Below are 22,817 nucleotides of genomic sequence, written 5' to 3' on the forward strand. Positions count from 1 at the left end.
CCGTTTTTTTCTATCCGCAGGATCCTGACATGAAAGTAGCTCCTCTGAGCGTGGTTACGCTGGAATACACAGTCACCGACGAGCACGGTGAAGTCATCGACAGCACTGTCGGCAAAGAGCCGCTGGTCTATCTGCACGGCACCCGTTACCTGGTCTCAGGCCTGGAAGCCGAGCTGGAAGGTCGCGCGGTAGGTGAAGCCTTCGAAGTGACTCTGGCACCGAGCCAGGCCTACGGCGAATATGATGAGACCCTGGTACAAGAAGTACCGGGCGAGCTGTTCGACGGCATGGAAGTTTCCGAAGGGGATACTTTTGTGGCTGAAACCGACGATGGTCACCGTCCTGTGACCGTGGTTGAAGTGTCCGAAGAGTTCGTCAAGGTGGATGGCAACCATCCGCTGGCTGGCGTGACTCTGGGCTTCAAGGTCGAGATCAAGGATGTGCGTGCCGCCACTGCCGAAGAGCTGGCTCACGGCCACGTTCACGGTGCCGGTGGTTGCGGTCACGATCACGGTCATGACCACGATCACGGCGGCTGCTGTGGCGGTCATGGTCACGACCACGATGAGGATCACGGCCACGGCGGTTGCTGCGGCGGTGCTGGCCACGGTCACGAGCATGGCCACGACCACGGTGACGACCATGGTCACGGCGGCTGCTGCGGTGGCGGCGGTTGTGGTGGCAAGGGCCATCACCACTGATCACGGCCATGCCGATAATAAAAAACCCGCGATTATCGCGGGTTTTTTATTGGCTGAAAGTGATGCCAAGCCATGTTGCCTGACCAGAGATGGCGCCGGATCAGTAGTGCGGCGGCGGGGTCTCTTCGGCCATGCTGGCAATCTGGCTGGGTTGTACGCTTTGCAGTTTGTCGATCAGCAGCTGGATCTGGTATTTGAGCCGATCGAGTTCACGGCCCTGGGTGGTTACCTCGTCGTTGAGCTGCTCTATGGTGTACTCCGCATAGGCGAGACGGGTTTCCAGGGTTTCGATGCGATCGTTAAGTTGCTGACTCATGGGCCTTCGGGTCCTTACTTGATTGTCCAGATTTCGGCCAGACCACTGGAGCTGGCACTGACAAGGTGGCTATTGTCGCGCAAAGCGACGCCGTAGACCACTGCGCTGGGCGGTTTCACCTTGGGTTGCGGCGAGACGCGCCAGCTCTGCAGCAGGGCACCATCGCTCACTTGCCACAGGGAGAGCTGACGGGAAGGGGCGCCGGTGATGAGCCACTTGCCATCGTTGGCAAAGCGGGCGCTGGTGTAGACCTCGAAGCGGTGATCATATTGCAGCTGACTCACCTCCTTGCCGGTTTTCAGATCCCAGATGCTGGCCCGGCTGCTGTCGGCGGTGAAGGCGTAGCGGCCGCTCGGCTCCAGTCTGGCCATGATCACCCGGCCACCATGGTTGAACCGCCAGATCACCTGCCCGCTACGGGTATCCCACAGATAGGCGCTGTAGTCGTTGCCGCCGGTCAGGGCGTAGCGACCGTTGGCGGAGAGATCCACCGTATTGACCTGTTCGGTGTGCCCCAGAAACTGCAGGCGACGACCGCTTCGGGTATCGAGCCACTCGGCCTTGCCATCTTCCCGACCTATCAGCACATAACGACCGTCGGCAGAGAGCGCGATGTCCCTCAGCCTGGATTCAGGAAGTGAGTAGTAGCCTTGTGATTGCCCGTCGTTCAGCCGCCAGGTAGCAAAGGTGTCTGGGGTGGCGGTGACGGCATGGCTGTTGCCTTCGGAAAAGCGGGTAATGAATACCAGATCTTCCGCAGAGTCGGATTGCTTCCAGCGCCAGCGTTGACGGTTCTGTTCCAGATCCCAGACGATGATGCCCTGGCTTATGCTGGAGACGATGGCTTGCTTGCCATCACTGGAGAGATCTGCGGTCAGCAGACCCGTGCTGGCGAGGGTCATTTGCTGGTTGGGTTGGGAGCTCTGCTCGCAACCGGTGAGCATTAAACAGAGGCTCACCAGATAAATGGCACTTTTTATCATTTTTGCGGTCTCACGCTTTTGTTACCTGCGATCACGGCGTTAGTATAAGGCGCTTATCACGATAAACCTCTCATTTCACGATGGAACCGAGAGCGGTATTTGGAGTTTGGAGAAACTGATGAACAAATTTCTGAAGGTGTCCCTGTTGGCGGCGGCCGTTGCCGTCGGTCTGACTGCTTGCCAAAAAGACGAGAAGCCTGCTGCGGCCAATACCGCCGAAGTGAAGGCAGAAGCCAGCAAGCCGGCAGAGGCGACCAAGGCTGAAGCCAAGAGCTTTGAAGAGCAATCTGGCTACGCAATTGGCCTCTCCATGGGTCGTTACATCGCCAATACCCTGGAGCGTCAGCAGGAACTGGGCATCAAACTGGACAACGCCGTGATCCTGAAAGGGGTGACTGACGGTCTGGGCAAAGAAGCCAAGATGACTGATGAAGAGATCCAGAAGGTACTGCAGGATTACGACGCCAAGATCAACGAGCTGACCAAGGCCAAGGCCGAGAAAGATGCCGTTGAGAATCTGAAGAAGGGCGAAGAGTTCCTGGCTGCCAACGCCAAGAAAGAGGGTGTGAAGAGCACTGAATCCGGCCTGCAATACGTGGTCGAGAAGATGGGCACTGGCGCCAAGCCGAAATCAACCGACATCGTCAAGGTTCACTACACCGGTACCCTGACCGACGGCACCAAGTTCGACAGCTCCGTCGATCGCGGCGAGCCGGCTACCTTCCCGCTCAACCAGGTTATCCCGGGTTGGACTGAAGGTGTGCAGCTGATGCCGGTTGGCTCCAAGTTCAAGTTCTTCCTGCCGTCCAAGCTGGCCTATGGCGAGCACGGTGCAGGCTCCATCCCGGCGAATGCCGTGCTGGTGTTTGACGTTGAGCTGCTGGCTATCGAGAAGCCGACCGCAGACGATGCCAAGAAGTAATCCCTTCTTGTAGTTAAAAACGGCTCCTTAAGGAGCCGTTTTTACTTGTGTATTCCATGCAATCGCGGGATAACAGAGCTGTCTTGGCGTTGGGTTTGCGCGCGAAAATAAGGCAAAATAGATCGCAGAATCAAATACAAGGATGAGTCCAGTGGCTGAAAATAAATCGCGTGTCCTGCTGGTGGAAGATACCCGTAGTCTGGCGGTGGTCTATGAACAGTACCTGCGCCAAGAGGGGTATGAGGTGGTGCTGGCCGACTGTGGTCAGCAAGCGTTGGCGCAGTTGCTGGCAAGTCCTCCCCCCGTGGTGCTGCTGGATCTGGAGCTGCCGGATATGTCCGGTATGGATATTCTGCAGATGATCACCGAACAGCAGTTGCCTTGCTCTGTGGTAGTGATCACCGCCCATGGCTCGGTGGATGTGGCGGTGGAGGCGATGCGCCTCGGTGCCTTCGATTTTCTGACCAAGCCGTTTGACAGCAAGCGGCTCTGCGCCACCGTTCGCAATGCCTTGAAACACCAGCAGTTGAGCTCGCTGGTTGCCCACTATCGAGAAAACTTCGAGCGTAGCTCCTTCTTCGGTTTTATCGGCGCCTCCATGTCGATGCAGGCGGTCTATCGCATCATCGAGAGCGCGGCGCCCAGCAAGGCGACCGTCTTTATCACTGGTGAGAGCGGCACCGGCAAAGAGGTGTGTGCCGAGGCGATTCACCAGTGCAGTCCCCGCAGCGAACAGCCCTTTATTGCCCTCAACTGCGCCGCCATTCCCCACGATTTGATGGAGAGCGAGATCTTTGGTCATGTGAAGGGCTCCTTTACCGGCGCCCAGGGGGATCGCAAAGGGGCAGCCAGTCTGGCCGATGGCGGTACCCTGTTTCTCGACGAGATCTGCGAGATGGACCTGGATCTGCAGAGCAAGCTGCTGCGCTTCATCCAGACCGGCACAGTGCAGCGGGTCGGCAGCGGCAAGCTCGAGACGGTGGATGTGCGCTTTATCTGCGCCACCAACCGGGATCCGCTGGTGGAGGTGAAAGCGGGCCGTTTTCGCGAGGATCTCTACTATCGGCTCCACGTCATTCCGCTTACCCTGCCGCCACTGCGGGAGCGGGGTGAGGATATCCTGCTGCTGGCGCGTACCCTGTTGCAGAGCTACGCCAAGGAGGAGAACAAACGCTTCAAGGATTTTGATGTCGAGGCGGCGCGAGTGCTGCTTGACTACCCCTGGCCTGGCAACGTACGCGAGCTGCAAAACGTGGTGCGCAATATCGTGGTGCTCAATGACAAGGAGCTGGTGAGCCCGGATATTCTGCCGCCACCACTCAATGGAGTTCGTCCCCAGTTGCCGGCTGCGATTGCGGCAGCGGTGGTATCGGCTCCGGCCGCCACCGGCGTGGCTAACGGGCCAATTCGTCCGCTCTGGCTGGTGGAAAAAGAGGTGATCGAACAGGCCATCGCCAGCTGTGACGGCAATATTCCCAAGGCGGCGGCCCTGCTCGAGATCAGCCCCTCCACCATTTACCGTAAAAAGCAGGGGTGGGAGGAGTCCAATCGGGCCTGAACCATCTTGCCAGCAGAGAGGGCGGCTAGCGTGCCGCCCTTGCTATTTTGGGGATCAGAGTTTGGCGAGGCGCTTGAGGCGGGCCAATCGCTCCCCCTCGTTGGCGCTGAACCAGCGGTCCTGCGACAACAGAAACCAGGCTCGGGAGAAGTATTCCGCGGCCAGCGGATCGTCCAGCACCAAGGCATTCTCCCCCAGCTCCTCGAACAGATAACCATCCTCAGGTTCGCCTGCCTCGGCCATATCGGCCTTGAGTTGGTGCAGCTCTGCCTGCGCCTGCTGGTGCTGACCCTGGGCCCGGGTCAGGCGAGCCAGACTCCAGCGAGCGATAAACGCCTTGGCCGGCTGGTTATGTTGCAGATGCCAGGCCAGACACTTCTGCTGCTGGATTTTCGCCTCATCAAAGCGGCCCAATTCGAACAGGGTCCAGCCCTGATTGTTGTAAAGGGGGGCCAGCCAGCCACGCACCTTCTCGTCACTGCTGCGTTCCGCCAGCTCCATCGCCAGTTGATGCCAGCGGCTCTGCTCTTCCAGTGGTGCGGCGATGGCGATCATGTGAGCGGCGTCGATGGCGAGATAGGTTTCTTTCTCCTTGAGCCCCCATTGCCAGGCTTGTTCAAACAGCGGTTTGGCACTGGCTTTGTCGCCCGCCGAGTTAAAGGTGCGGCCTCGTTCCAGCAGAGCCCGGATCCGCGCTCTGGGGGTTGTGTCGGTGAGGCGAGGCGCTATCTCGTCGAGCAGCTGGTGGGCTTCGGCAAACTGGCGCTGTAGCGAATGGGTACGGGCAATTTGGGTCAGCAACTCCAGTTCGAGTTGCAGGTCGTCGGCGGTGCGCGCTTCGGGAAGAAGGGTGTGAAAACGCAGGGCGCTGGCGGCGGGATCCTGATAATCCCACAGCGCCATGAAATCGGGCGGATTGTCCATTTGGCCTCCTTGCTGGTTATCCTGTCACCAAGATGCCTGCAGGCCATTGTTTGTACAAGGGGCGCCCGTCACAGAGCGCCCCTTGAGTCATGTTAACGGCTGTGGCCAGTTGCTTAGTAGACCATAGCCAGGCTCATCAGCATCAGACCGAGGGCGGCAAAGGCCCCCTCCTTGATGGCGAGCCGTGGCACCAGCGCCTTGGGCAGGGCCGGAAACAGGCTCAGGGCAAAGCCAAGGCCCGGCATCAACCAGTGGAATGCCGGATCGCGCAGGGTGGGATCGGCGGCTCCATTGATGATGATCAGCAAAATAAACAGGGTGAAGGCCGGCAGGATAAACCAGCGTACCCCACCGGCGGCGACCGCCCGCAGCGGCGAAATGCGATAGAGCAGCATGGTCACAAGGAACAGAACAAAAGGGGCCAGCAGATAGAGCGGAGCGGGGTTCATAACATCTTTCCTGAAAACTGATCGTCAAAAAACCGGTTGTCCGGTGCAAGAGGCGCGGAATTTAATCACTCTTCGCAGGTAATCACCAGCAGCCCGGGCCCGGGCTGTGAAGAGGATCCCGGATAAAGGTTTGCTAGCGCGTCTTAATGCAACCAGAACCAGGCTGCTGCAAATCCCAGCCAGCTCAGCACCAGCAAGATCCAGGGCAGGGGATGCTGATGGCTTACTTCAACCAGCTCCAGCTGAGCGTCTTGCTCTTCGGTTTGGGGCGCGCCCTGTGGCTGCCTGGCTTTGGCCTGCAATTTTTTCTGGCGGCTCGCTTCACGGGCCCGCGCCTTCATCTGCTTCTTGTACTCGTCGATGCCTTTCTGGATCCCTTGCGCGATAAGCTGGGTCTGCTCCTTGGTCTGCCCCGGCTTCTGGTTGGCACGGGCAATTTTCATCGCCTCCTGCTGGGTCTCGGGGGAAATCTTGTCGTACTTGGTCATCAACACACTCCTCGGGCATGGGGGAGGGAGTATGCCACAAAACCGTGTTTCGTGGGGCTTGGCCAGACATGGCTACAAATGAGAGACACCTCAATAAAAGCATTTAAAAATCAGTAGCAAAGGGTAAGTTTGGCCATCGATCACAATTAACAACATTTGTGGGGCGCTGATGAAAATTTCTTCTTCGTTGTTTGTTATATTTGGGCCCGACCTGCTGGATAGGGTCACTAAATAACAAAACAATCAAGGTGATATGGAAATGAATAATAACGTTATCAAAGGCAGCGTGGCCCTGGCCCTGGCCCTGGCCGTGCTGGCGGCACTGACAGGCTGCAATATCTCCAAAAACGACAGCGTTGCACCCTGCACCGAAAATGTCTGCAAACTCACCATCCTGCACACCAACGATACCCACGGCCGTTTCTGGCACAACGCTGAAAATGAGTACGGTATGGCTGCTCAGAAGACTCTGGTCGAACAGCTGCGTGCGGATGCCAAGGCTGCTGGCAGTGACGTACTGGTTCTCTCCGGTGGTGATGTGAATACCGGCGTGCCGGAGTCCGATCTGCAGGATGCCGAGCCTGACTTCATGGCGATGAACAACATTCGCTACGATGCCATGGCGGTGGGCAACCATGAATTCGACAACCCTCTCAGCGTGCTGGAGAAGCAGCGCAAGTGGGCCCAGTTCCCCATGCTCTCGGCCAACATCTATTACAAGGCCAGCGGTAAGCACTACTTTGACCCCTACAAGGTGTTCAAGCTGGAGAGCGGTCTCAAGGTCGCCGTACTGGGTCTGACCACCGAGGATACCGCCCAGCTGGTTGATCCCAACAACGTGCAGACCCTGGAGTTCCGCGATCCGACCAGCGAGGCGGCCAAACTGGGCCAGCAGATCCGCAGCAACAAGGAGGCCAATCTGGTCTTCGCCATCACTCACATGGGCCATTACGAGAATGGTCAGCACGGCAGCAATGCGCCGGGCGATGTAGAGATGGCTCGTGCACTGCCGGCAGGGACTCTGGATGCCATCATTGGTGGCCACTCCCAGAATCCGGTCTGTATGGAACCGGGCACCACCAACAAGTACGCCAATTTCAAACCGGGTGATAACTGCCAACCGGACCAGCAAAACGGCACCTGGATCATGCAGGCCCACGAGTGGGGCAAGTATGTGGGCCGTGCCCAGTTTGAGTACCAGAATGGCAAGTTGACCCTGACCAGCTATGACCTGATCCCGGTTAACCTCATCAAGCGCAACGCCAAGGGTGAGGCGATCGATGCTAACGGCGCCGTAACCAAGGACCCGACCAAGATGCAGTTCGTACAGGACGAGATCACCAAGGATCCCGAGCTGTATAACACCCTGCTGGGTTATCAGGAGAAAGGTCAGCAAGAGCTGAATGTCGTCATTGGCTCGGCAGATGGCTTGCTGGTTGGTGATCGCAACTCGGTTCGCAACAAGCAGACCAACCTGGGTCGCCTCATCACCACGGCGACCAGCAGCAAGCTGGGTGTCGACTTTGGTATCGTCAACTCAGGCGGCGTGCGTGACAGCATCCCGGCCGGTGATATCACTTACCGCAGCGTGCTGCTGGTGCACCCGTTTGGCAACACGGTCAACAAGGCGGTCATGAAGGGAAGCGAGCTGGCGACCTATCTGGGCCAGGTGGCAAGCAAGACCCGCAATACCGGTGGTTATGCCCAGTTTGGCGGTATCAACATGGCGGTGGATTGTCAGGCCAAGAGCGTCAATATCACCAGTATCGGTGGCAAGGCGTTTGATCCGGCAGCAACCTACAGCTTCGCGATCCCGAGCTTCAGCGCCTCCGGTGGTGACGGCTATCCGAAGATCGATACCATCAACGCCGGGTTGGTGGATGCTGCTGTGCTGAAGGAGTACATCGAGATCAAGAAGACCATCAACGTGGCCGATTATCAGCCAGGCAATGAGGTGAGCTACCTGAACTCAGCCTCTACCGAAGGGTGTAACTGATTCCGTCAGCGGGGCGCATAGCCCCCAGATATGATCCCAAAGGGCAGCCGGTGGCTGCCCTTTGTCGTTGTTTGGGGAGCGGTTACAACTTTTCAATCATCAATAACGATAGCACTCGCCTGTATCAGGTCATGTGAGGGGATGAAATGAAAAGAGGCGGCCCGTTGGCCGCCTCTTGCGTAGTGACAATCTAAACCTTACAGCTGCTCGATACCGACGATATGCCAGGGGGCATTGTTCTTGGCCAGATCGCGCTCGAGGTGCCACACCTCTTTGATGTCTTCTTCGACCTGCTCCTGACGGTCCATGTAGCGGCCGCTGAAGCGCACGCTCACCTGAGCCCAGTCGCTGCCGTAGTCGGCGCGTACCAGCTGGGTGTCGACATACATTACTTCTGTGTGCTGGTCGCCAGTCAGTTCGGCGCGCTCGGCTTTGAGCTGTTCAAACAGCTCGGGGCTGACGTATTCGCGCACTTTTTCCAGATCGTTCTTGTTCCACGCCTCTTGCAGGGTGCGATAGTGATCGCGGGCACCGGCCAGGAAGCCGTTCATGTCAAAGCCCGGCGGCAGGCGGAACGGCACGTCGCTGTCGGCAAAGCCGGTGGCTTGCGGGGCGCTGTTGCTCTGCTCAAATTGCTGCGGGGCCGCGGATTGCGGTGGCTGATAGCCCGCATAGGCCGCCTGTTGTGGCTGTGGCGTCGCGACCTTGCCCTTGCGCAGGGTACGGATCAGGAAGACGGCACCCAGCGCCAGCAGGGCGATCAGCAGGAAGTCCATTCCTTGCAGACCTTCAAAGGCACCGCTGCCCAGCAGGTAGGCAAACAGGCCGCCAGCCAGCAGGCCGCCCAGCAGGCCACCCATCATGCCGCTCTTTTTCGGCGGAGTCTGGGCATTCAGTGTCGGATTCTTGTTGTCGACCGGTTTGGCCGCAGGCTGTGCCGGCGCAGTTTTGTAACTTTTACCAAAGGATTTGCCGCCGCCAAACTTCTTGGCTTCGGCGTGAGGTGCCCCCAGGCCAATGGCCAGGATCACGGCAAACAGGGTCAGCATCTTTTTCATTTTGACTCTTTTCACTCTCGTCTGTGGGTGGGGCATGCTCCGCTTTGGCAAGCTCAGCAAGGCGCATGGCAGGCTGCCTGTCCCTAATTGTGTCGCAGCTTGTATTCATCAATATCACCTCTGGCATGAATTATTCATGAACGAGGTTGCCGCGATGCGGCGTCAAACAAGAGGAGTAAACCGGATGAAAAGCAGAAGATTGAGTCGCAAGGAGCGCAAAATGCGAAGCAAAATCAAAATGGTCAAGGTAGAGCAGACTCTGGTTTGGCCCTTTATGATGGTATGAGCCGCCAGATAGGGCTCGCCGTAGTTGGCTTTCTTTTGTAAAATTCCCGTCCCCTTCCCGCTGCGGTTTTTATGTGTATGGCAGAGCAAGTGACGGCGAAAAAAGACGCCAAGACACAACAGCTGAAAGTTCCTCCCCACTCTTTTGAGGCCGAACAGTCCGTATTGGGCGGCCTGATGCTGGATAACGATGCCTGGGATCGGGTTGCCGAACGGGTGATCGATCAGGATTTCTACAGCCGTCCGCACCGGTTGATCTTCCAGGCCATGACCCGCCTCTCCAACGCGGGCAACCCCATCGACCTCATCACCCTGCAGGAGGAGCTGGAACGCTCCGAACAGCTGGAAGAGGCGGGTGGCTTCGCCTATCTGGTGGAGATCGCCAAGAACACCCCGAGTGCCGCCAACATCAACGCCTACGCCGAAATCGTGCGCGAGCGAGCGGTGGTGCGGGAGATGATCTCGGTCGCCAACGAGATAGTCGAAGCAGGCTACGAGCCACAGGGCCGTACCTCCGGCGATCTGCTGGATCTTGCCGAGAGCAAGGTATTCAAGATTGCCGAGCAGCGCACTAGCGCCAACGAGGGGCCCCAGCCCCTGAAGCTGATCCTCGAGCAGACTGTCGACAAGATTGAAGAGCTGTTCAAGACCCCCCACAACGGGGTGACCGGGGTATCGAGCGGTTACAACGATCTCGACAAGATGACCGCCGGTTTGCAGCGTTCGGACTTGATCATCGTGGCGGCCCGTCCCTCCATGGGCAAGACCACCTTTGCCATGAACCTGTGCGAGCATGCGGCCCTCACCGCCGACAAGCCGGTGCTTATCTTCTCGCTGGAGATGCCCTCCGAGCAGATCATCATGCGTATGCTCGCCTCGGTCGGTCGCATCGATCAGACCAAGGTGCGTACCGGTCAGCTCGACGACGAGGATTGGGCACGCCTCTCCTCCACCATGGGATTGCTGCTGGAAAAGGGCAAGATGTATATCGATGACGCCTCCGGCCTCACCCCGACCGATGTGCGCTCCCGTGCCCGTCGGGTGGCGCGCGAGCACGGTGGCCTATCCATGATCATGGTGGACTACCTGCAGCTGATGCGGGTGCCGGCGCTCTCTGACAACCGTACCCTGGAGATCGGCGAGATCTCCCGCTCCCTCAAGGCCTTGGCGAAAGAGCTGCAGTGCCCGGTGGTGGCGCTCTCCCAGCTGAACCGAAGCCTGGAACAGCGGGCCGACAAGCGCCCGGTCAACTCGGACCTTCGTGAATCGGGCTCCATCGAGCAGGATGCGGATTTGATCATGTTTATCTATCGTGATGAGGTTTATCACGATGACAGCCCGGACAAGGGGATTGCCGAGATTATCATCGGCAAGCAGCGTAACGGCCCTATCGGCCGGGTGCGCCTCACCTTCCAGGGTCAGTTCTCCCGGTTCGACAACTACGCTGGTCCGGCGTTTGACGACGATTATTGATAAGTAACAATCATGGCAATCCTGTGGTCAGGATTGCCACCACCGCTCTGACCCGCTTGCCATTCACTGCAAGGCAGCCCGTCAGAGCCTGTTTTCCCGGTTCGACAATTATGCCGGTCCGGCCTTCGACGACGATAAGTGAGTGGCGGTCTTCGGCCCGATGAGGGGGAGACCATTTGTGCCCTCGTAAGGGAAAACCATGAAAGCGGCTACTGCCCAAATCAACACTGCGGCCTTGCGCCACAACCTCGCTGTGGTCAAGCGCCACGCTCCCGCTTGCAAGATCATCGCTGTGGTCAAGGCCAACGCCTATGGCCACGGACTGCTGCCGGTCGCCCGCACCCTGGTGGATGCGGATGCCTACGCGGTGGCCCGCATCGAAGAGGCGCTGATGCTGCGCTCCTGCGCCGTGGTCAAACCCATCGTGCTGCTGGAGGGCTTCTTCTCCGCCGACGACCTGCCGGTGCTGGCGGCCAACAATCTGCAGACGGCGGTTCACACCTGGGAGCAGCTCGAAGCGCTGGAGCAGGTCGAGCTGCCAGCCCCCGTGGTGGCCTGGCTCAAGCTCGACACTGGCATGCACCGCCTCGGGGTGCGTGCCGACGAGATGCCCGCTTTTATCGAACGACTCGGCAAGTGCAAGAACGTGGTGCAGCCGTTCAACATCATGACCCACTTCAGCCGTTCCGATGAGCTGGAGCAGCCCACTACCCGCGAGCAGATCGACTTGTTCAGCAAGTTGACCGCACCGTTGGCGGGCGAGCGGGCCATGGCCAACTCGGCGGGCATTCTGGCCTGGCCAGACTCCCACTGCGACTGGGTTCGCCCCGGTGTCATCCTCTATGGCGTGTCGCCTTTCCCCAACACGGTGGCGGCCGATTACGACCTGCAGCCGGTGATGACCTTGAAGACCCAGCTGATTGCGGTGCGGGATCACAAGGCGGGCGAGCCGGTGGGCTATGGCGCCAACTGGGTGTCGGATCGCGATACCCGACTCGGGGTGATCGCCATCGGCTACGGTGACGGTTATCCGCGCATGGCGCCCAATGGCACTTCCGTGCTGATCAACGGCCGCATCGTGCCGCTGGTGGGGCGTGTCTCCATGGATATGAGCACGGTGGATCTTGGGCCCGGCGCCACCGACAAGCCCGGCGACGAAGCGGTACTGTGGGGCGAGGGGCTGCCGGTAGAGCGGGTGGCCGACGAGATTGGCACCATCCCCTACGAACTCATCACCAAACTCACCTCCCGCGTCTTTATGGAGTACGTCTGATGTGGCAGCAGTGCCTGCTGACGTTGAAGCCCCGTTCGCGGGGCTTTCATCTGGTGACGGACGAGCTGGTGGCCAAGTTGCCGATGCTGGCGGATTACCGGATCGGCATGGCCCACCTGCTACTGCAACACACCTCCGCCTCGCTCACCCTCAACGAGAATTGCGACCCCAGCGTGCGCAGCGATATGGAGGCCCATCTGCACCGGCTGGCGCCGGAAGATGCCCCCTACTATCGCCACACCTATGAGGGGGCGGATGACATGCCCGCCCACATCAAATCCTCCCTGCTCGGGGTGAGCCTGCTGCTGCCAGTTCGCGATGGTCAGTTGGCGCTCGGCACCTGGCAGGGGATCTGGCTTGGCGAGCATCGCGTCGATGGTGGTGCCCGCAAGGTGCTGGTGACCCTGCAGGGTGAGTAATCAGGCTGCAACCAGCTGAAAGATGACGATAAAAAAGAGGGATGGCATTGAGCCATCCCTCTTTTTTCGTTTTTGCGGTTTCGCGAGCTATCCGCCTGCCAGTGGTGAAGAGCTCTTCGTGGCTCAGCCGACCTTGAAGGGGGTCAGCTCGGCCAGCGGGGCGGCATCCATAAAGGCTTGCGGCTCCTGACCGTGTTTGAAGATCTTGAAGTCCTGATCGCGGGCGCTCCAGTACTCAACGGTATCGCCGCTGATCTGCAGCAGGCTCGCTTCGCGCAGAGCCACCACATATTCGCTCGGGTTGATGGCGCAGAACTCGGCCAGACGCTCGTCGCGGGTTTCGCCCATGTGTCCGCTGATGCTGGCATCCAGATAGTGCGGGTTGATTTGCAGCGGGAACAGGCCCAGCGCGGGCAGCACGGCGGCGTTGCAAACCGGCATATCGTTGGTGGTGCGGATGCTCGGAGTCGCCACGTTGCAACCGGCGCTCCAGCCCACATAGGGGATGCCTCGTTCGCGCACGGCACGCTGGATCGGCACGATCAGGCCGTTTTCATGCAGCATCTGGTTGAGGCGCCAGGTGTTGCCGCCACTGATAAAGATGGCGTCGGCCTGATTGACGGCCGCGACCGGATCATCGAAGTGGTGAATGCTGATGGCCTCGATCCCGAGGCTCTCGGTAAGTTCGTTGGCACGGGCATCCCAGTCGCTGCGGATCACCGCGTAGGGGATGAGCAGGATGCGTTTGACCTGTTTGAGGGCCAGCAGGCTTTGAACCCGATCCCGGGCCCAGCCGAGCAGACCCGGACATTCGTTGGCTTTACCGTTGCTAAGCAGAAGCAGTTCCATCAAATCGTTCCTCAAAAAGTGAAAGCGGAGGAGGGAGGGCCACCGGATCCGCCGTGCGGCCGGATGGCAAGAGCGGGCATGCTACCACCATTGGCGCGGTGGTTCTGTGATCGCGAGGCCCATTCAACGGCTATGGAGGCGTTATGGATGGATAACTCAATGCCAGCTGGTGGATTAATAAGCAGCGCTCCGCTCGCTGCCATCGCCAATAAAAGACCCCGCCGCAGCGGGGTCATGTCAGGGGAAAAGCCACTCGCCCATCAGGAGGCGGTCGCTTCAACCACCTTGTAGGAGGGCTGCTGGCGCAGCTTCCACAGCTCGCTCCATTTGCGCAGGGCGGAGAGCAGGATCAGCATTCCCAGCACCAGCATGATGAGGGAGATGATGCCGTTCATCGGGTTGTAGCCCTTGGCCGCGGCGTTGAAGTAGACGTTGCTCATCATCCAGTAACCGGCGTAGTTGACGGTGACGAACAGATAGGCCAGCGGGATCAGGCAGGTCAGCATGTAGCGGCGCTTGCTGGCCAGTCGCAAGATGATGGTGGCACCGATGATCAGGCCCACCGAGGCCATCAGCTGGTTTGAGACCCCGAATAGCGCCCACACAGATCCAATATCACCGGACATCAGCAGATACCCCCACATCACACAGGCGAGCACGCTGGCCCCGATGGCGCCCGGCATCCAGTCGATGCGCTTGAGGGGCGGGTAGAACTCGCCGAAGAAGTCCTGGATCAGGTAACGGGAGACCCGGGTGCCGGAGTCGACGGCGGTTAAGATAAAGACTGCTTCGAACATCACCACGAACTGGAAGAAGTAGGAGGCGAGGTTACTGAACCAGGGCACCTTGGTGAAGATGTAGGACATGCCCACCGCCAGGGTGACGGCGCCGCCGGTGCGGCCGTTCAGATCCATACCGATCTCCTGGGAGAGGAACGGCAGATCCACCACCTGCATCCCCAGTTTGGCGAAGGCCTCCGGGGTGGCGTTGATGGCGAAGTAGTCAGCCGGGTGCAGGGCAGTGGCGGCGATCAGCGCCATCACGCCCACCACGCACTCGGCCAGCATGGCACCGAAGGCGACCGGCAGAATGTCATTCCACTTGTCCACCAGTTTCGGGGTGGTGCCTGAGCCGATAAAGGCGTGGAAGCCTGAGATGGCGCCACAGGCGATGGTGATAGAGATAAAGGGCCAGACCGGGCCACCCAGTACCGGGCCGCCGCCGTGGACAAACTGGGTCATGGCGGGGAACTGGATCTCCGGGTTGATGCAGATAACGCCGATCACCAGCGCGCCGAACACGCCGATCTTCATAAAGCTGGAGATGTAGCCGCGCGGGGTGAGCAGCAGCCAGACCGGCAGCGCGGTAGCGAAGAAGGCGTAGATGGGCAGCGCCAGACTGATGGTCTCGGCACGCAGGGTCAGCCAGGCACCGAAGGCGCTCTCCTGCACGTAGGGGCCAAAGAAGACGCAGGCCAGCACGGCGGCAAAGCCGACCCAGGAGGCGGCTTGCAGGTTGCCGGTCAGCTTGTGCCAAATTCCCACCACCATGGAAATGGGGATGGTCATGAACACCGCGAACACGCCCCAGGCGTTACGCTCCAGTGCGTGTACCACCACCATGGAGAGACCCGCCATGGTGATGGTGATGATGAACAGCATCGCGAGCCCCGTACACCAGCCGGCGATGGGGCCGAGTTCGGCCTTGGCCACCTCGGAGAGGGACTTGCCCTGATGCTTCATGGAGGCGAACAGCACCACGGTGTCGTGTACCGCGCCGCCGATGACACAGCCGATCAGCAGCCAGAGAAAGCTCGGCAGGTAGCCGTACTGGGCCGCCAGAACCGGGCCGACCAGCGGGCCAGCGGCGGCGATGGCGGCAAAGTGTTGACCGAAGTTGACCCACTTGTTGGTCGGCACATAGTTCTTGCCATCTTCCAGCTGGTGGGAGGGGGTGACTTGCTTGTCGTCAGCCTGCAGCACCTTGCGCACAAAGAACACGCCGTAGAGGCGATATGCGATGGCGAGGATGCAGAGGGCCGCAATGACAAAAGTGATTGCGTGTTGCATGGGGGAGTTTCCTTTTCCTGTGGCCAGTCTGGCCGGGCTCAGGCTGCACTCTACCCATGCGGTGGGGAAAGGGGAGCGAAGAAAAGGTCAGTGGCCGGGTTCTGCCCGCGAGTGGCTGAAAAGCGACCCCAAGTGGTTTGGCGGGGGCCGACGGCCGTGGTAAAAGGGTGAGTTGTAGCTGGCAGAGCAGGAGCGGGGTGAAGCGCCCCGCCCCATCAGGGAATATCGAGCAGCTCCTTGAGGGGTTTGAGGTAGCGGCGGCTCACCGGCACCTTGTGGCCGCCCTGGGTCACCACCTCCGCCAGTCCGCCCTCCAGCAGCAGGATTTCGCGGATCTGGCCCGGGTTGAGCAGGTACTGGCGGTGACAGCGCACGAAGCCGGTCTTCTCCTCCAGGGTGCGCAGGGTCAGCTCGGTAGTGCCCTGCTGCTGGCCGCTGATCACCCGGTTGCCGGTGAGATCGCTGTGGATGAACTCCACCTCGCCAAGGGGCAACAGCAGAATGCGGTTGTAACCAGTGCAAGGAATGCTGCGCAGGGGCTGGGCGATGCGGGACGGATCCGGCAGCGGTTGGCTCGCCAGCTCACCTTTTGGTGAAAGCAGCCGCTGGATGCGCTCCAGCGCCTTGTTCATCCGCTCTGCCGTGACCGGCTTGAGCAGGTAGTCGAGGGCGTTCTCTTCAAACGCGCGCAGGGCAAACTCGTCGTAGGCGGTGATGAAGACGATGTGGGGGCGCAAGTCCGGGTCCAGCATGCTCACCAGCTCCAGCCCGTTGATGCGCGGCATCTGGATGTCGAGAAACAGCAGGTCGGGTTTGAGGCGATGGATGGCGGGCAGCGCCTCCATGGCGTGGGCGCACTCTCCCAGCAGGCGGATATTGCCTGCCTGCTCCAGCAGCAGGCGCAGCTCCTCGCGGGCGAGGGGTTCATCGTCAACGATCAGGGCGGTCAGCATGGGCTCTCCTGCAGGGGAAGGGTGATCTTCACCCGGGTTGATTGATGGGGGACACAGTCGATGGCGACCCCGTATTCGGCGCCGTAACGGGCCTTGATGCGCCGATCCACTATGTTCATGCCAAGGCCGCTCCCCTCCTGCTTCGTCTGATAGAGCCCGGCGTTGTCGCACACCTCCAGCACCACCCGCTGGGCCTCAACCCGGGCGGTCAGGGTCAGCAGGCCGGGTTCAAACATTTGGGAGATGCCGTGCTTGACCGCGTTCTCGACGATGGGTTGCAGGGAGAAGGTGGGCAGCCGGTACTCCAGCAGCGGCTCTGGAATGTCGATCTGCACGCTCAGGTGCTCGGCGAAACGGGCCTGCTCGATGTGCAGGTAGGCGTTCACGTGTTCCAGCTCGTCGGCCAGGGTCACCTCGTCCCCCTGTCGTTTGAGGTTCTTGCGAAAGAAGGTGGAGAGGTTGTGCACCAGGGTACGGGCGCTTTCGGGATCGCGCCGGATCACCGCCGACAGGGTGTTGAGGGCGTTGAACAGGAAGTGCGGGTTGATCTGCGCCTGCAACAGCTTTATCTCCGACTGGGCCAGCAGCCGCTTCTGCTCGTTGTATTTGCCCGCCAGGATCTGGCCGGAGAGCAGCCGGGCGATCCCCTCTCCCAGGGTGCGGTTGATGGAGGAGAAGAACTTGCGCTTGGGCTCGTAGAGCTTGATGGTGCCCACCACGGAGCCCTCTTCCCCCCGCAGCGGAATGACCAGCGAGGAGCCGAGTTTGCAGCCGGGATGGATAGTGCAGCTGTAGGGGATGAGGTTGCCGTCGGCATAGACCACCTCGTTGTGCTGGATCGCCTTGAAGGTGTGCCGGGAGTTGATGGCGGTGCCCGGCAGGTGGTGATCCTCGCCGATGCCGATAAAGGCGAGCAGCTTCTCCCGATCGGTGATGGCCACCGCGCCCACCCCGGTCTCCTCGTAGAGAATGCGCGCCATCTGCTGGCACGCCTCCTGAGTGAAGCCCTTGTCCAGCACCCGCATCGCCCGCTCGGCGATCTTGAGGGCGCGGGCGGAGAAGGCAACCGAGTACTTCTCCAGCATGGCGCGGTGATCGAGGATCATCCTCATGAACATGGCGGCCCCCAGCGTATTGGCCACCAGCATGGGGGCGATGATGTTCTCGATGAGGTGGATGGCGTCATCGAGAGGGCGAGCCACCAGCAATATGATCCCCATCTGCATCAGCTCGGCGACCAGGGCCACCGAGCCCACCACCCAGGGGCTGAACAGCAGATCAAGCCGGTGGCGGGCGACGAAGTGGCGGTGCACCAGCCCGCCGAGCAGCCCTTCGGCGATGGTGGAGAAGGTGCAGGCCAGCGCGGTAAAGCCCCCCAGTGAGTAGCGGTGAATGCCGCCGGTCAGCCCCACCAGCAGTCCCACGGCCGGGCCGCCGACAATGCCGCCCAGCACGGCGCCGATGGCGCGGGTATTGGCGATAGAGTCCTCGACCCTCAGGCCAAAGTAGGTGCCCATGACGCAGAAGCCGGAGAAGATGAGGTAGCAGAGGATCTTGTGGGGCCAGCTCAGGGTCACCTGAGTCAGCGGCATGAACAGCGGTGTCTTGGAGAGCAGCCAGGCGATCACCAGATAGACGCAGAGCTGCTGGAACAGCGAGATCACCAGAGTGAATTGTTCAAATGCCACGGCTCGTTGCCCCGGTAATGATTGGTCATTTAATGGACGCGGAGTATTAGCAAACCCCATATCCCCTTGCAAGGCAGGGTTATCGGAATGGTGGCGTAGCGCACGATTTGCCGAATCGTCTGCCGCCGTGGCAGGCGGTAACTGTCTGGTTACTCAGCATGGCGCTTGAGCCAGCGGCAGAAGTGGCGAGATGGCGGCAACAAAAAGGGGGCCAAGAGGCCCCCGAATTGGCAGTCAGTGGGTGGCTCAATCGAGTTTGAGATCGACCCACACCATGCGGTGATCCGAGCTGACTCCCTTGGCGATGCCGAGTTTCGCATCATAGACCAGGTGATAACCGGCCTCGAAGCTGGCAGGCCAGAAGACGCCGCTCTTGACCGCGTTGAGGTTGGCGGAGGGGATGACGTGATCCAGCTGTAGCACGCTGGAGTTGGTGATCCGTTCCGGGTTGGGGCGATTGAGGTTACGTTTGCAGTCGGCCCCTTTGCTGACACACTCCGGTCCCCCTTCGCTGACCGGGATCAGGGTGCCATTGGTGATGGCCTGATTCATCAGCGGGTTGTTTAGCAGATCCTGAATGGCGGTCAGGTCGCCGTCACCGGTGAGCGGATCGGCGTTGAGATCGCCGGCGATGACGAACTTGGCGTTTTTGGCCAGCCCACCCTTGGTGCCCTTGTCATCGGTCATGTAGTTGAGACCCTTGACGTAGTCGTTCCAGAAGGCGATCTCGGCGCGGTTGTGTTTGACGGTGTGGCGTGCCGCGTTGGCAAAGATTGGCGGGGTCGGGTGGGAGATCAGGAAGTGGATCACCTCTTCACCCTTCTCGGTCTTGATGCGTACCGGCACATCGGCGTGGTTCTTGGAGGAGAGCGGGTACTGCTGCCAGGCTGCGTCTGAATACCAGGCATCGCCACACTGGCGGCTGGCCGGGATCTTGACCTTGGGATTGTTGCAGTCATCGATGATGGGGTTCTGCTCGCCCGGCATATCCTTCCACTTGAAGTGCTGGAAGGTGCGGATCTGCTTGGTGTCGATGGGGTATTTGGACATCACCGCAAAGGCGTACTGGCCGTGGTAGTTGCCAAAGCCCCAGGCATCGTCGGGGCCGCTGTTGACCTTGCCATCCAGATTGAGGTCATAACCGCTCATCAGGCCGGTGTTGGTGGCGAAGTTCTGCATCACCGGATAGCTGATGGCCGTCACCTCTGCGTGCTGGGCGTGAGCCAGATAGTTGTCGTTGAAGGCTTTCAGATCGGCGGTGCTCTCGCCTTTGCCGTCGTTGTCGAACTCGTTGAGCAGGAACACATCCGGACGGGTGCGCTGGATGATCTCCGCCACGTTGCGGATCTGCTGCACGTTCTTGGCTTTGGTTTCCGTGGCGCCGCTCAGGCTCCCTTCGGCGAGGCGGGCCAGCAGGGCATCCTGCTCGGTGCGGGTCAGCGCCAGCTCACCGGTCAGCATACCGGCAGCAGAGCGATCAAAAGCGACATTAAACGTGGCAAAGCGAATCATGGTGACACCTGCGTCGGTTAACAGGCTGCCATTATAGGGTTGCAGTGGTTCGATCGAGCATCTCGCATCAGAAAGAATGACTACACCACCATCGGCAGGCCGCTCTCGGGGTGGTGGATCACCTGTGCCGGATAGTCATAGAGCCGGGCGATCAGCTCGGGGGTCAGCACCTCGGCAGGCGTGCCATCGGCCATCAGCTTGCCCCGCTCCAGCATCACCAGCCGGTCGGCATAGCGCGCCGCCAGATTGAGGTCGTGCAGCACCACCAGCACAGCTGTATTGCGGCTGGCTAGGGCGCGCGCCATGGTGAGCAGTTGATGCTGGTATTTCAGATCCAGTGCCGAGGTAGGCTCGTCGAGCAGCAGCAGGCGGGGTTGCTCGGCTTGCTCGGTCGGAGAGGGGGCCTGCCAGATCTGCGCCAGCACCCGGGCAAACTGCACCCGCTGCCGCTCGCCGCCGGAGAGCCCGGGATAGAGCCGTTTGGCCAGATGATCGACCCCGGCATGGGTCATGGCCGCCGCCACAATCTCGTCACGCCGCGCCGCCGGTTCACTGTGGGGCAAGCGCCCCATGGCGACCACTTCTTCGCAGAGAAAGGGGAAGTTGAGTGAGGAGCTTTGCGGCAATACCCCGAGCCGGTGGGCAAGCTGGCTGCTGTCCCACTGCTGGCGATCCGCGCCAAACAGGGTGATGGAGCCCTCATATTCCAGCTCGCCGGTCAGGCACTTGAGCAGCGAGCTCTTGCCCGCCCCGTTGGGGCCGAGCAGCGCGGTGAGGGTGCCGCTCTCGAGACTAAGATCGAGCCCATCCAGGATCTGGCGCTGGCCACGGCGCAGGCTGAGTCGGGTGCAGCTTAACAGGGGAGCGGAGAGTGAGGATGAGAGTGGTTGCATAACAGTCCGTATCACAGGGCGCGGCGGCCTTTTACCAGCAGCCAGATGAAGAAGGGGGCGCCGAGCAGGGCGGTGATGATGCCCACCGGCAGCTCGGCAGGGGCCAGCAGGGTGCGTGCCAGCATATCGGCTGCCAGCAGCAGGGCGGCGCCAAGCAGGGCCGAGAGCGGCAGCAACCTGACGTGGTTGGGGCCTGCCAGCAGGCGCACCAGATGGGGCACCACCAGCCCGACGAAGCCGATCATCCCCGATACCGCCACCGCCACCCCGACGCCCGCTGCGGTGAGCAGAATCAGGCGGCGCTTGAGGGATTGCACATTGACCCCCAGATGACGAGCCTCCCCTTCACCCAGCAGCAGGGCATTGAGGGGATTGGCATCGCGCATAAAGAGCCACAGCAGGGCCGCCAGGGTGAGCAGTGCCAGTGCCACATCGGCCGGTTTGCCTGCCGCCAGCGTTCCCATCTGCCACAGGCTCAGGTTGCGCAGCATCTGATCGTCCGCCAGATAGGTGAGCAGGCCGATCACTGCACCGGAGAGCGCAGTGATGGCGACCCCGGCCAGTAGCATGACGGTGACCGAGGTACCCCCCTCACGGGTGCCGAGCAGATAGACCAGAGTGGTGGTGAGCGCGCCGCCGAGAAAGGCGAGCAGTGGCAGCAGACCAACCCCTATGGAGGCTTGCAGCTGCTGGCCGAGGGGGGCCAGCAGCACGATGGCGAGCGCCGCGCCGAGCGCCGCACCGCCGGAGACACCTATGATGCCGGGGTCAGCCAGGGGGTTGCGAAACAGCCCCTGCATCACGGCGCCACAGAGCCCGAGAATCCCCCCCACTGCGATGCAGAGCAGGGTTCTCGGCAGGCGAATTTCCTGCACGATCAGCAGTTTGTGCGACTCAATCCCGCTCTCCTGCCCGGCAAACAGCGCCCGCAGACTCTCGCCCAGGGTGAGGGTCATGGGGCCGGTTGCCAGCGAACCGAGCAGCAACAGTGCCAGTGCGGCCGTGGTAAAGGCCAGCAGCCAGGAGAGGGGTAACCGCATCATGACCCCTGCTTGATCCACTGGGCGATCTGGTTCGCCTGTTGCAAGGAGTTGAGGCTCAGGCCCCCTTGCAGGGCGTGGCCGTCGATGGCGTGAATGGCGTTGCGCTTGCCAGCCGGGGTGGTGGCCAGGGCGGGCACTTCTGCCAGCACCTTGGCCGGATCGGCATATTGCTGCCAGTCACGACCGCTGACCAGTACCAGATCGGGCTGCATCTCGATGAGGGATTCGGCGGATACCGGCTTGTAGTTGCGCAACTCGGCGACCGGATTGATGCCGCCTGCCAGCGAGATCAGCGCGCTGGCTGTGGTGTCCCCCCCGGCGATGCTGGTGGGTTGCCCCTTGTGCAGCAGCAGGAAGGCGACCTTGAGCGGTTTGTTCTGTTTGGCTTGCGCCGCCAGCTGATCGGTCTGAGCCTGGATCTCTGCCTTCAGGCGATCGCCAGCGGCTTTATCGCCCAGCAGGCTGGAGAGGGTGTCGATACGCTGATTGAGGTTGGCGAGGGTCGGCGCGGTATCCAGCACCTCCACCTTGACCCCGGCACGACGCAGCTGATCCAGGGTCGGGGCCGGGCCCATCTCGTCGCTGCCCACCAGTCGGGTGGGGGATAGGCTCAGGATCCCTTCGGCGGCCAGTGCCCGGTGATAACCCACCTTGGGCAACCCTTTTGGCAAGGGGCTGCTGACATCGGTGGCGATCAGGCTCGATTCACCGCCAAGGGCCAGAATGAGTTCTGTAGTGGCCGGGCCGATACTGACGATACGCTCTTTCTGTCCGTCGGCGGCAACGGCAGAGAAGGAAGAGAGTGAACTGCAGAGCAGGGTGATGGCGAGGGCAAGACGACGGCCCATGCTAACCTCCGAAGGGGTGAATGAAACGGGTGTGCCGCCGAGAATATCAAGGCTTTGGAAAAAATGCACTGATAATGATAGCAATTATCAATTGCATTGGTTTCGGTGCTTTATTAG

21 protein-coding genes are annotated in these 22,817 nt (G+C 60.6%); 7 read left to right on the forward strand and 14 right to left on the reverse strand.

All coding sequences use genetic code 11. From position 1 onward, the window contains the following. Positions 1-29: 29 nt before the first annotated feature. Positions 30-701 (forward strand): peptidylprolyl isomerase, encoded by a 672-nt coding sequence (slyD, locus tag ACTG1K_RS07375; protein WP_440005023.1) that lies wholly within the window; start codon positions 30-32, stop codon positions 699-701. 100 nt (positions 702-801) lie between these two features. Here slyD and ACTG1K_RS07380 read toward each other — a convergent pair whose 3' ends face one another. Beyond that, positions 802-1,017, reverse strand: coding sequence for a SlyX family protein (locus ACTG1K_RS07380; protein WP_005335285.1), 216 nt, complete (start codon positions 1,015-1,017; stop codon positions 802-804). Between the two features lie 14 nt (positions 1,018-1,031). Then, the gene (locus ACTG1K_RS07385) at positions 1,032-2,000 is read right to left on the reverse strand and encodes a hypothetical protein (RefSeq protein WP_005349516.1); all 969 of its coding nucleotides are present in this window, start codon (positions 1,998-2,000) and stop codon (positions 1,032-1,034) included. A gap of 118 nt (positions 2,001-2,118) precedes the next feature. Here ACTG1K_RS07385 and fkpA point away from each other — a divergent pair, with 118 nt between their 5' ends. Together fkpA and ACTG1K_RS07395 are read left to right on the forward strand one after the other, a co-directional pair. Beyond that, a complete protein-coding gene (fkpA, locus tag ACTG1K_RS07390; protein ID WP_005335283.1) occupies positions 2,119-2,922 on the forward strand; it encodes an FKBP-type peptidyl-prolyl cis-trans isomerase in 804 nt (267 codons plus the stop codon). Positions 2,923-3,073: 151 nt separating this feature from the next. Then, positions 3,074-4,480, forward strand: coding sequence for a sigma-54-dependent transcriptional regulator (locus ACTG1K_RS07395; RefSeq protein WP_111899894.1), 1,407 nt, complete (start codon positions 3,074-3,076; stop codon positions 4,478-4,480). 54 nt (positions 4,481-4,534) lie between these two features. Here the strand turns inward: ACTG1K_RS07395 and ACTG1K_RS07400 are convergent, their stop codons facing one another. The 3 genes from ACTG1K_RS07400 to ACTG1K_RS07410 all read right to left on the reverse strand — a co-directional run bounded on the left by ACTG1K_RS07400 (position 4,535) and on the right by ACTG1K_RS07410 (position 6,341). Beyond that, a complete protein-coding gene (locus tag ACTG1K_RS07400; RefSeq protein WP_440005024.1) occupies positions 4,535-5,404 on the reverse strand; it encodes a hypothetical protein in 870 nt (289 codons plus the stop codon). A 113-nt stretch (positions 5,405-5,517) separates the two neighbouring features. Next, positions 5,518-5,853: a hypothetical protein gene (locus ACTG1K_RS07405; protein WP_005335280.1), complete on the reverse strand. Its 336-nt coding sequence runs from the start codon at positions 5,851-5,853 to the stop codon at positions 5,518-5,520. A 143-nt stretch (positions 5,854-5,996) separates the two neighbouring features. After that, on the reverse strand, positions 5,997-6,341 hold the full coding sequence (locus tag ACTG1K_RS07410; protein WP_202000135.1) for a DUF2956 domain-containing protein: 345 nt from the start codon (positions 6,339-6,341) through the stop codon (positions 5,997-5,999). A gap of 259 nt (positions 6,342-6,600) precedes the next feature. On the opposite strand from ACTG1K_RS07410, the gene ushA reads away from it, so the two are divergent. Further along, complete coding sequence (gene ushA / locus ACTG1K_RS07415) at positions 6,601-8,337, forward strand: bifunctional UDP-sugar hydrolase/5'-nucleotidase UshA (RefSeq protein ID WP_440005025.1); 1,737 nt, start codon at positions 6,601-6,603, stop codon at positions 8,335-8,337. Positions 8,338-8,534: 197 nt separating this feature from the next. On the opposite strand, the gene ACTG1K_RS07420 is transcribed toward ushA, so the two are convergent. Further along, positions 8,535-9,395: a Tim44 domain-containing protein gene (locus ACTG1K_RS07420; RefSeq protein WP_088868600.1), complete on the reverse strand. Its 861-nt coding sequence runs from the start codon at positions 9,393-9,395 to the stop codon at positions 8,535-8,537. 363 nt (positions 9,396-9,758) lie between these two features. On the opposite strand from ACTG1K_RS07420, the gene dnaB reads away from it, so the two are divergent. The 3 genes from dnaB to ACTG1K_RS07435 all read left to right on the forward strand — a co-directional run bounded on the left by dnaB (position 9,759) and on the right by ACTG1K_RS07435 (position 12,845). Next, positions 9,759-11,153, forward strand: coding sequence for a replicative DNA helicase (dnaB, locus tag ACTG1K_RS07425; protein WP_026035132.1), 1,395 nt, complete (start codon positions 9,759-9,761; stop codon positions 11,151-11,153). Between the two features lie 199 nt (positions 11,154-11,352). Beyond that, positions 11,353-12,426, forward strand: a complete 1,074-nt coding sequence (alr, locus tag ACTG1K_RS07430; RefSeq protein WP_136501453.1) for an alanine racemase — start codon at positions 11,353-11,355, stop codon at positions 12,424-12,426. Beyond that, the gene (locus tag ACTG1K_RS07435) at positions 12,426-12,845 is read left to right on the forward strand and encodes a secondary thiamine-phosphate synthase enzyme YjbQ (RefSeq protein WP_216950245.1); all 420 of its coding nucleotides are present in this window, start codon (positions 12,426-12,428) and stop codon (positions 12,843-12,845) included. The genes alr and ACTG1K_RS07435 overlap by 1 nt, the downstream gene beginning before the upstream one ends. 123 nt (positions 12,846-12,968) lie before the next feature. On the opposite strand, the gene pepE is transcribed toward ACTG1K_RS07435, so the two are convergent. From pepE to ACTG1K_RS07475, 8 genes are all read right to left on the reverse strand, one after another. Further along, a complete protein-coding gene (gene pepE, locus ACTG1K_RS07440) occupies positions 12,969-13,694 on the reverse strand; it encodes a dipeptidase PepE (RefSeq protein WP_440005026.1) in 726 nt (241 codons plus the stop codon). A 260-nt stretch (positions 13,695-13,954) separates the two neighbouring features. Beyond that, positions 13,955-15,763: a carbon starvation CstA family protein gene (locus ACTG1K_RS07445; protein ID WP_139411038.1), complete on the reverse strand. Its 1,809-nt coding sequence runs from the start codon at positions 15,761-15,763 to the stop codon at positions 13,955-13,957. 215 nt (positions 15,764-15,978) lie between these two features. After that, positions 15,979-16,716 (reverse strand): two-component system response regulator BtsR, encoded by a 738-nt coding sequence (gene btsR, locus ACTG1K_RS07450; RefSeq protein ID WP_425857379.1) that lies wholly within the window; start codon positions 16,714-16,716, stop codon positions 15,979-15,981. Continuing rightward, a complete protein-coding gene (locus tag ACTG1K_RS07455; protein ID WP_421299202.1) occupies positions 16,710-18,404 on the reverse strand; it encodes a LytS/YhcK type 5TM receptor domain-containing protein in 1,695 nt (564 codons plus the stop codon). The genes btsR and ACTG1K_RS07455 overlap by 7 nt, the downstream gene beginning before the upstream one ends. A 246-nt stretch (positions 18,405-18,650) precedes the next feature. Next, a complete protein-coding gene (locus tag ACTG1K_RS07460) occupies positions 18,651-19,916 on the reverse strand; it encodes an endonuclease/exonuclease/phosphatase family protein (protein ID WP_440005027.1) in 1,266 nt (421 codons plus the stop codon). An 80-nt stretch (positions 19,917-19,996) separates the two neighbouring features. Next, on the reverse strand, positions 19,997-20,809 hold the full coding sequence (locus ACTG1K_RS07465; protein WP_440005028.1) for a heme ABC transporter ATP-binding protein: 813 nt from the start codon (positions 20,807-20,809) through the stop codon (positions 19,997-19,999). Between the two features lie 11 nt (positions 20,810-20,820). Continuing rightward, positions 20,821-21,852: a FecCD family ABC transporter permease gene (locus ACTG1K_RS07470; protein ID WP_440005029.1), complete on the reverse strand. Its 1,032-nt coding sequence runs from the start codon at positions 21,850-21,852 to the stop codon at positions 20,821-20,823. Continuing rightward, positions 21,849-22,700 (reverse strand): heme/hemin ABC transporter substrate-binding protein, encoded by an 852-nt coding sequence (locus ACTG1K_RS07475; protein ID WP_440005030.1) that lies wholly within the window; start codon positions 22,698-22,700, stop codon positions 21,849-21,851. Before ACTG1K_RS07475 ends, ACTG1K_RS07470 begins: the two co-directional genes overlap by 4 nt. Between the last annotated feature and the right edge of the window lie 117 nt (positions 22,701-22,817).

Source organism: Aeromonas sp. 102P (genome assembly GCF_051920345.1).
GTDB lineage: Bacteria > Pseudomonadota > Gammaproteobacteria > Enterobacterales > Aeromonadaceae > Aeromonas > Aeromonas veronii.

Bases quoted from the DNA above. Each gene is read 5' to 3' on its own strand.
- ACTG1K_RS07385 (WP_005349516.1), bottom strand. From the start codon at position 2,000: ATGATAAAAAGTGCCATTTATCTGGTGAGCCTCTGTTTAATGCTCACC.
- ACTG1K_RS07475 (WP_440005030.1), bottom strand. From the start codon at position 22,700: ATGGGCCGTCGTCTTGCCCTCGCCATCACCCTGCTCTGCAGTTCACTC.
- ACTG1K_RS07470 (WP_440005029.1), bottom strand. From the start codon at position 21,852: ATGATGCGGTTACCCCTCTCCTGGCTGCTGGCCTTTACCACGGCCGCA.
- ACTG1K_RS07435 (WP_216950245.1), top strand. From the start codon at position 12,426: ATGTGGCAGCAGTGCCTGCTGACGTTGAAGCCCCGTTCGCGGGGCTTT.
- ACTG1K_RS07405 (WP_005335280.1), bottom strand. From the start codon at position 5,853: ATGAACCCCGCTCCGCTCTATCTGCTGGCCCCTTTTGTTCTGTTCCTT.
- dnaB (WP_026035132.1), top strand. From the start codon at position 9,759: ATGGCAGAGCAAGTGACGGCGAAAAAAGACGCCAAGACACAACAGCTG.
- ACTG1K_RS07445 (WP_139411038.1), bottom strand. From the start codon at position 15,763: ATGCAACACGCAATCACTTTTGTCATTGCGGCCCTCTGCATCCTCGCC.
- ACTG1K_RS07380 (WP_005335285.1), bottom strand. From the start codon at position 1,017: ATGAGTCAGCAACTTAACGATCGCATCGAAACCCTGGAAACCCGTCTC.
- ACTG1K_RS07420 (WP_088868600.1), bottom strand. From the start codon at position 9,395: ATGAAAAAGATGCTGACCCTGTTTGCCGTGATCCTGGCCATTGGCCTG.
- fkpA (WP_005335283.1), top strand. From the start codon at position 2,119: ATGAACAAATTTCTGAAGGTGTCCCTGTTGGCGGCGGCCGTTGCCGTC.
- pepE (WP_440005026.1), bottom strand. From the start codon at position 13,694: ATGGAACTGCTTCTGCTTAGCAACGGTAAAGCCAACGAATGTCCGGGT.
- ACTG1K_RS07410 (WP_202000135.1), bottom strand. From the start codon at position 6,341: ATGACCAAGTACGACAAGATTTCCCCCGAGACCCAGCAGGAGGCGATG.
- ACTG1K_RS07465 (WP_440005028.1), bottom strand. From the start codon at position 20,809: ATGCAACCACTCTCATCCTCACTCTCCGCTCCCCTGTTAAGCTGCACC.
- ACTG1K_RS07460 (WP_440005027.1), bottom strand. From the start codon at position 19,916: ATGATTCGCTTTGCCACGTTTAATGTCGCTTTTGATCGCTCTGCTGCC.
- alr (WP_136501453.1), top strand. From the start codon at position 11,353: ATGAAAGCGGCTACTGCCCAAATCAACACTGCGGCCTTGCGCCACAAC.
- ushA (WP_440005025.1), top strand. From the start codon at position 6,601: ATGAATAATAACGTTATCAAAGGCAGCGTGGCCCTGGCCCTGGCCCTG.
- ACTG1K_RS07400 (WP_440005024.1), bottom strand. From the start codon at position 5,404: ATGGACAATCCGCCCGATTTCATGGCGCTGTGGGATTATCAGGATCCC.
- btsR (WP_425857379.1), bottom strand. From the start codon at position 16,716: ATGCTGACCGCCCTGATCGTTGACGATGAACCCCTCGCCCGCGAGGAG.
- slyD (WP_440005023.1), top strand. From the start codon at position 30: ATGAAAGTAGCTCCTCTGAGCGTGGTTACGCTGGAATACACAGTCACC.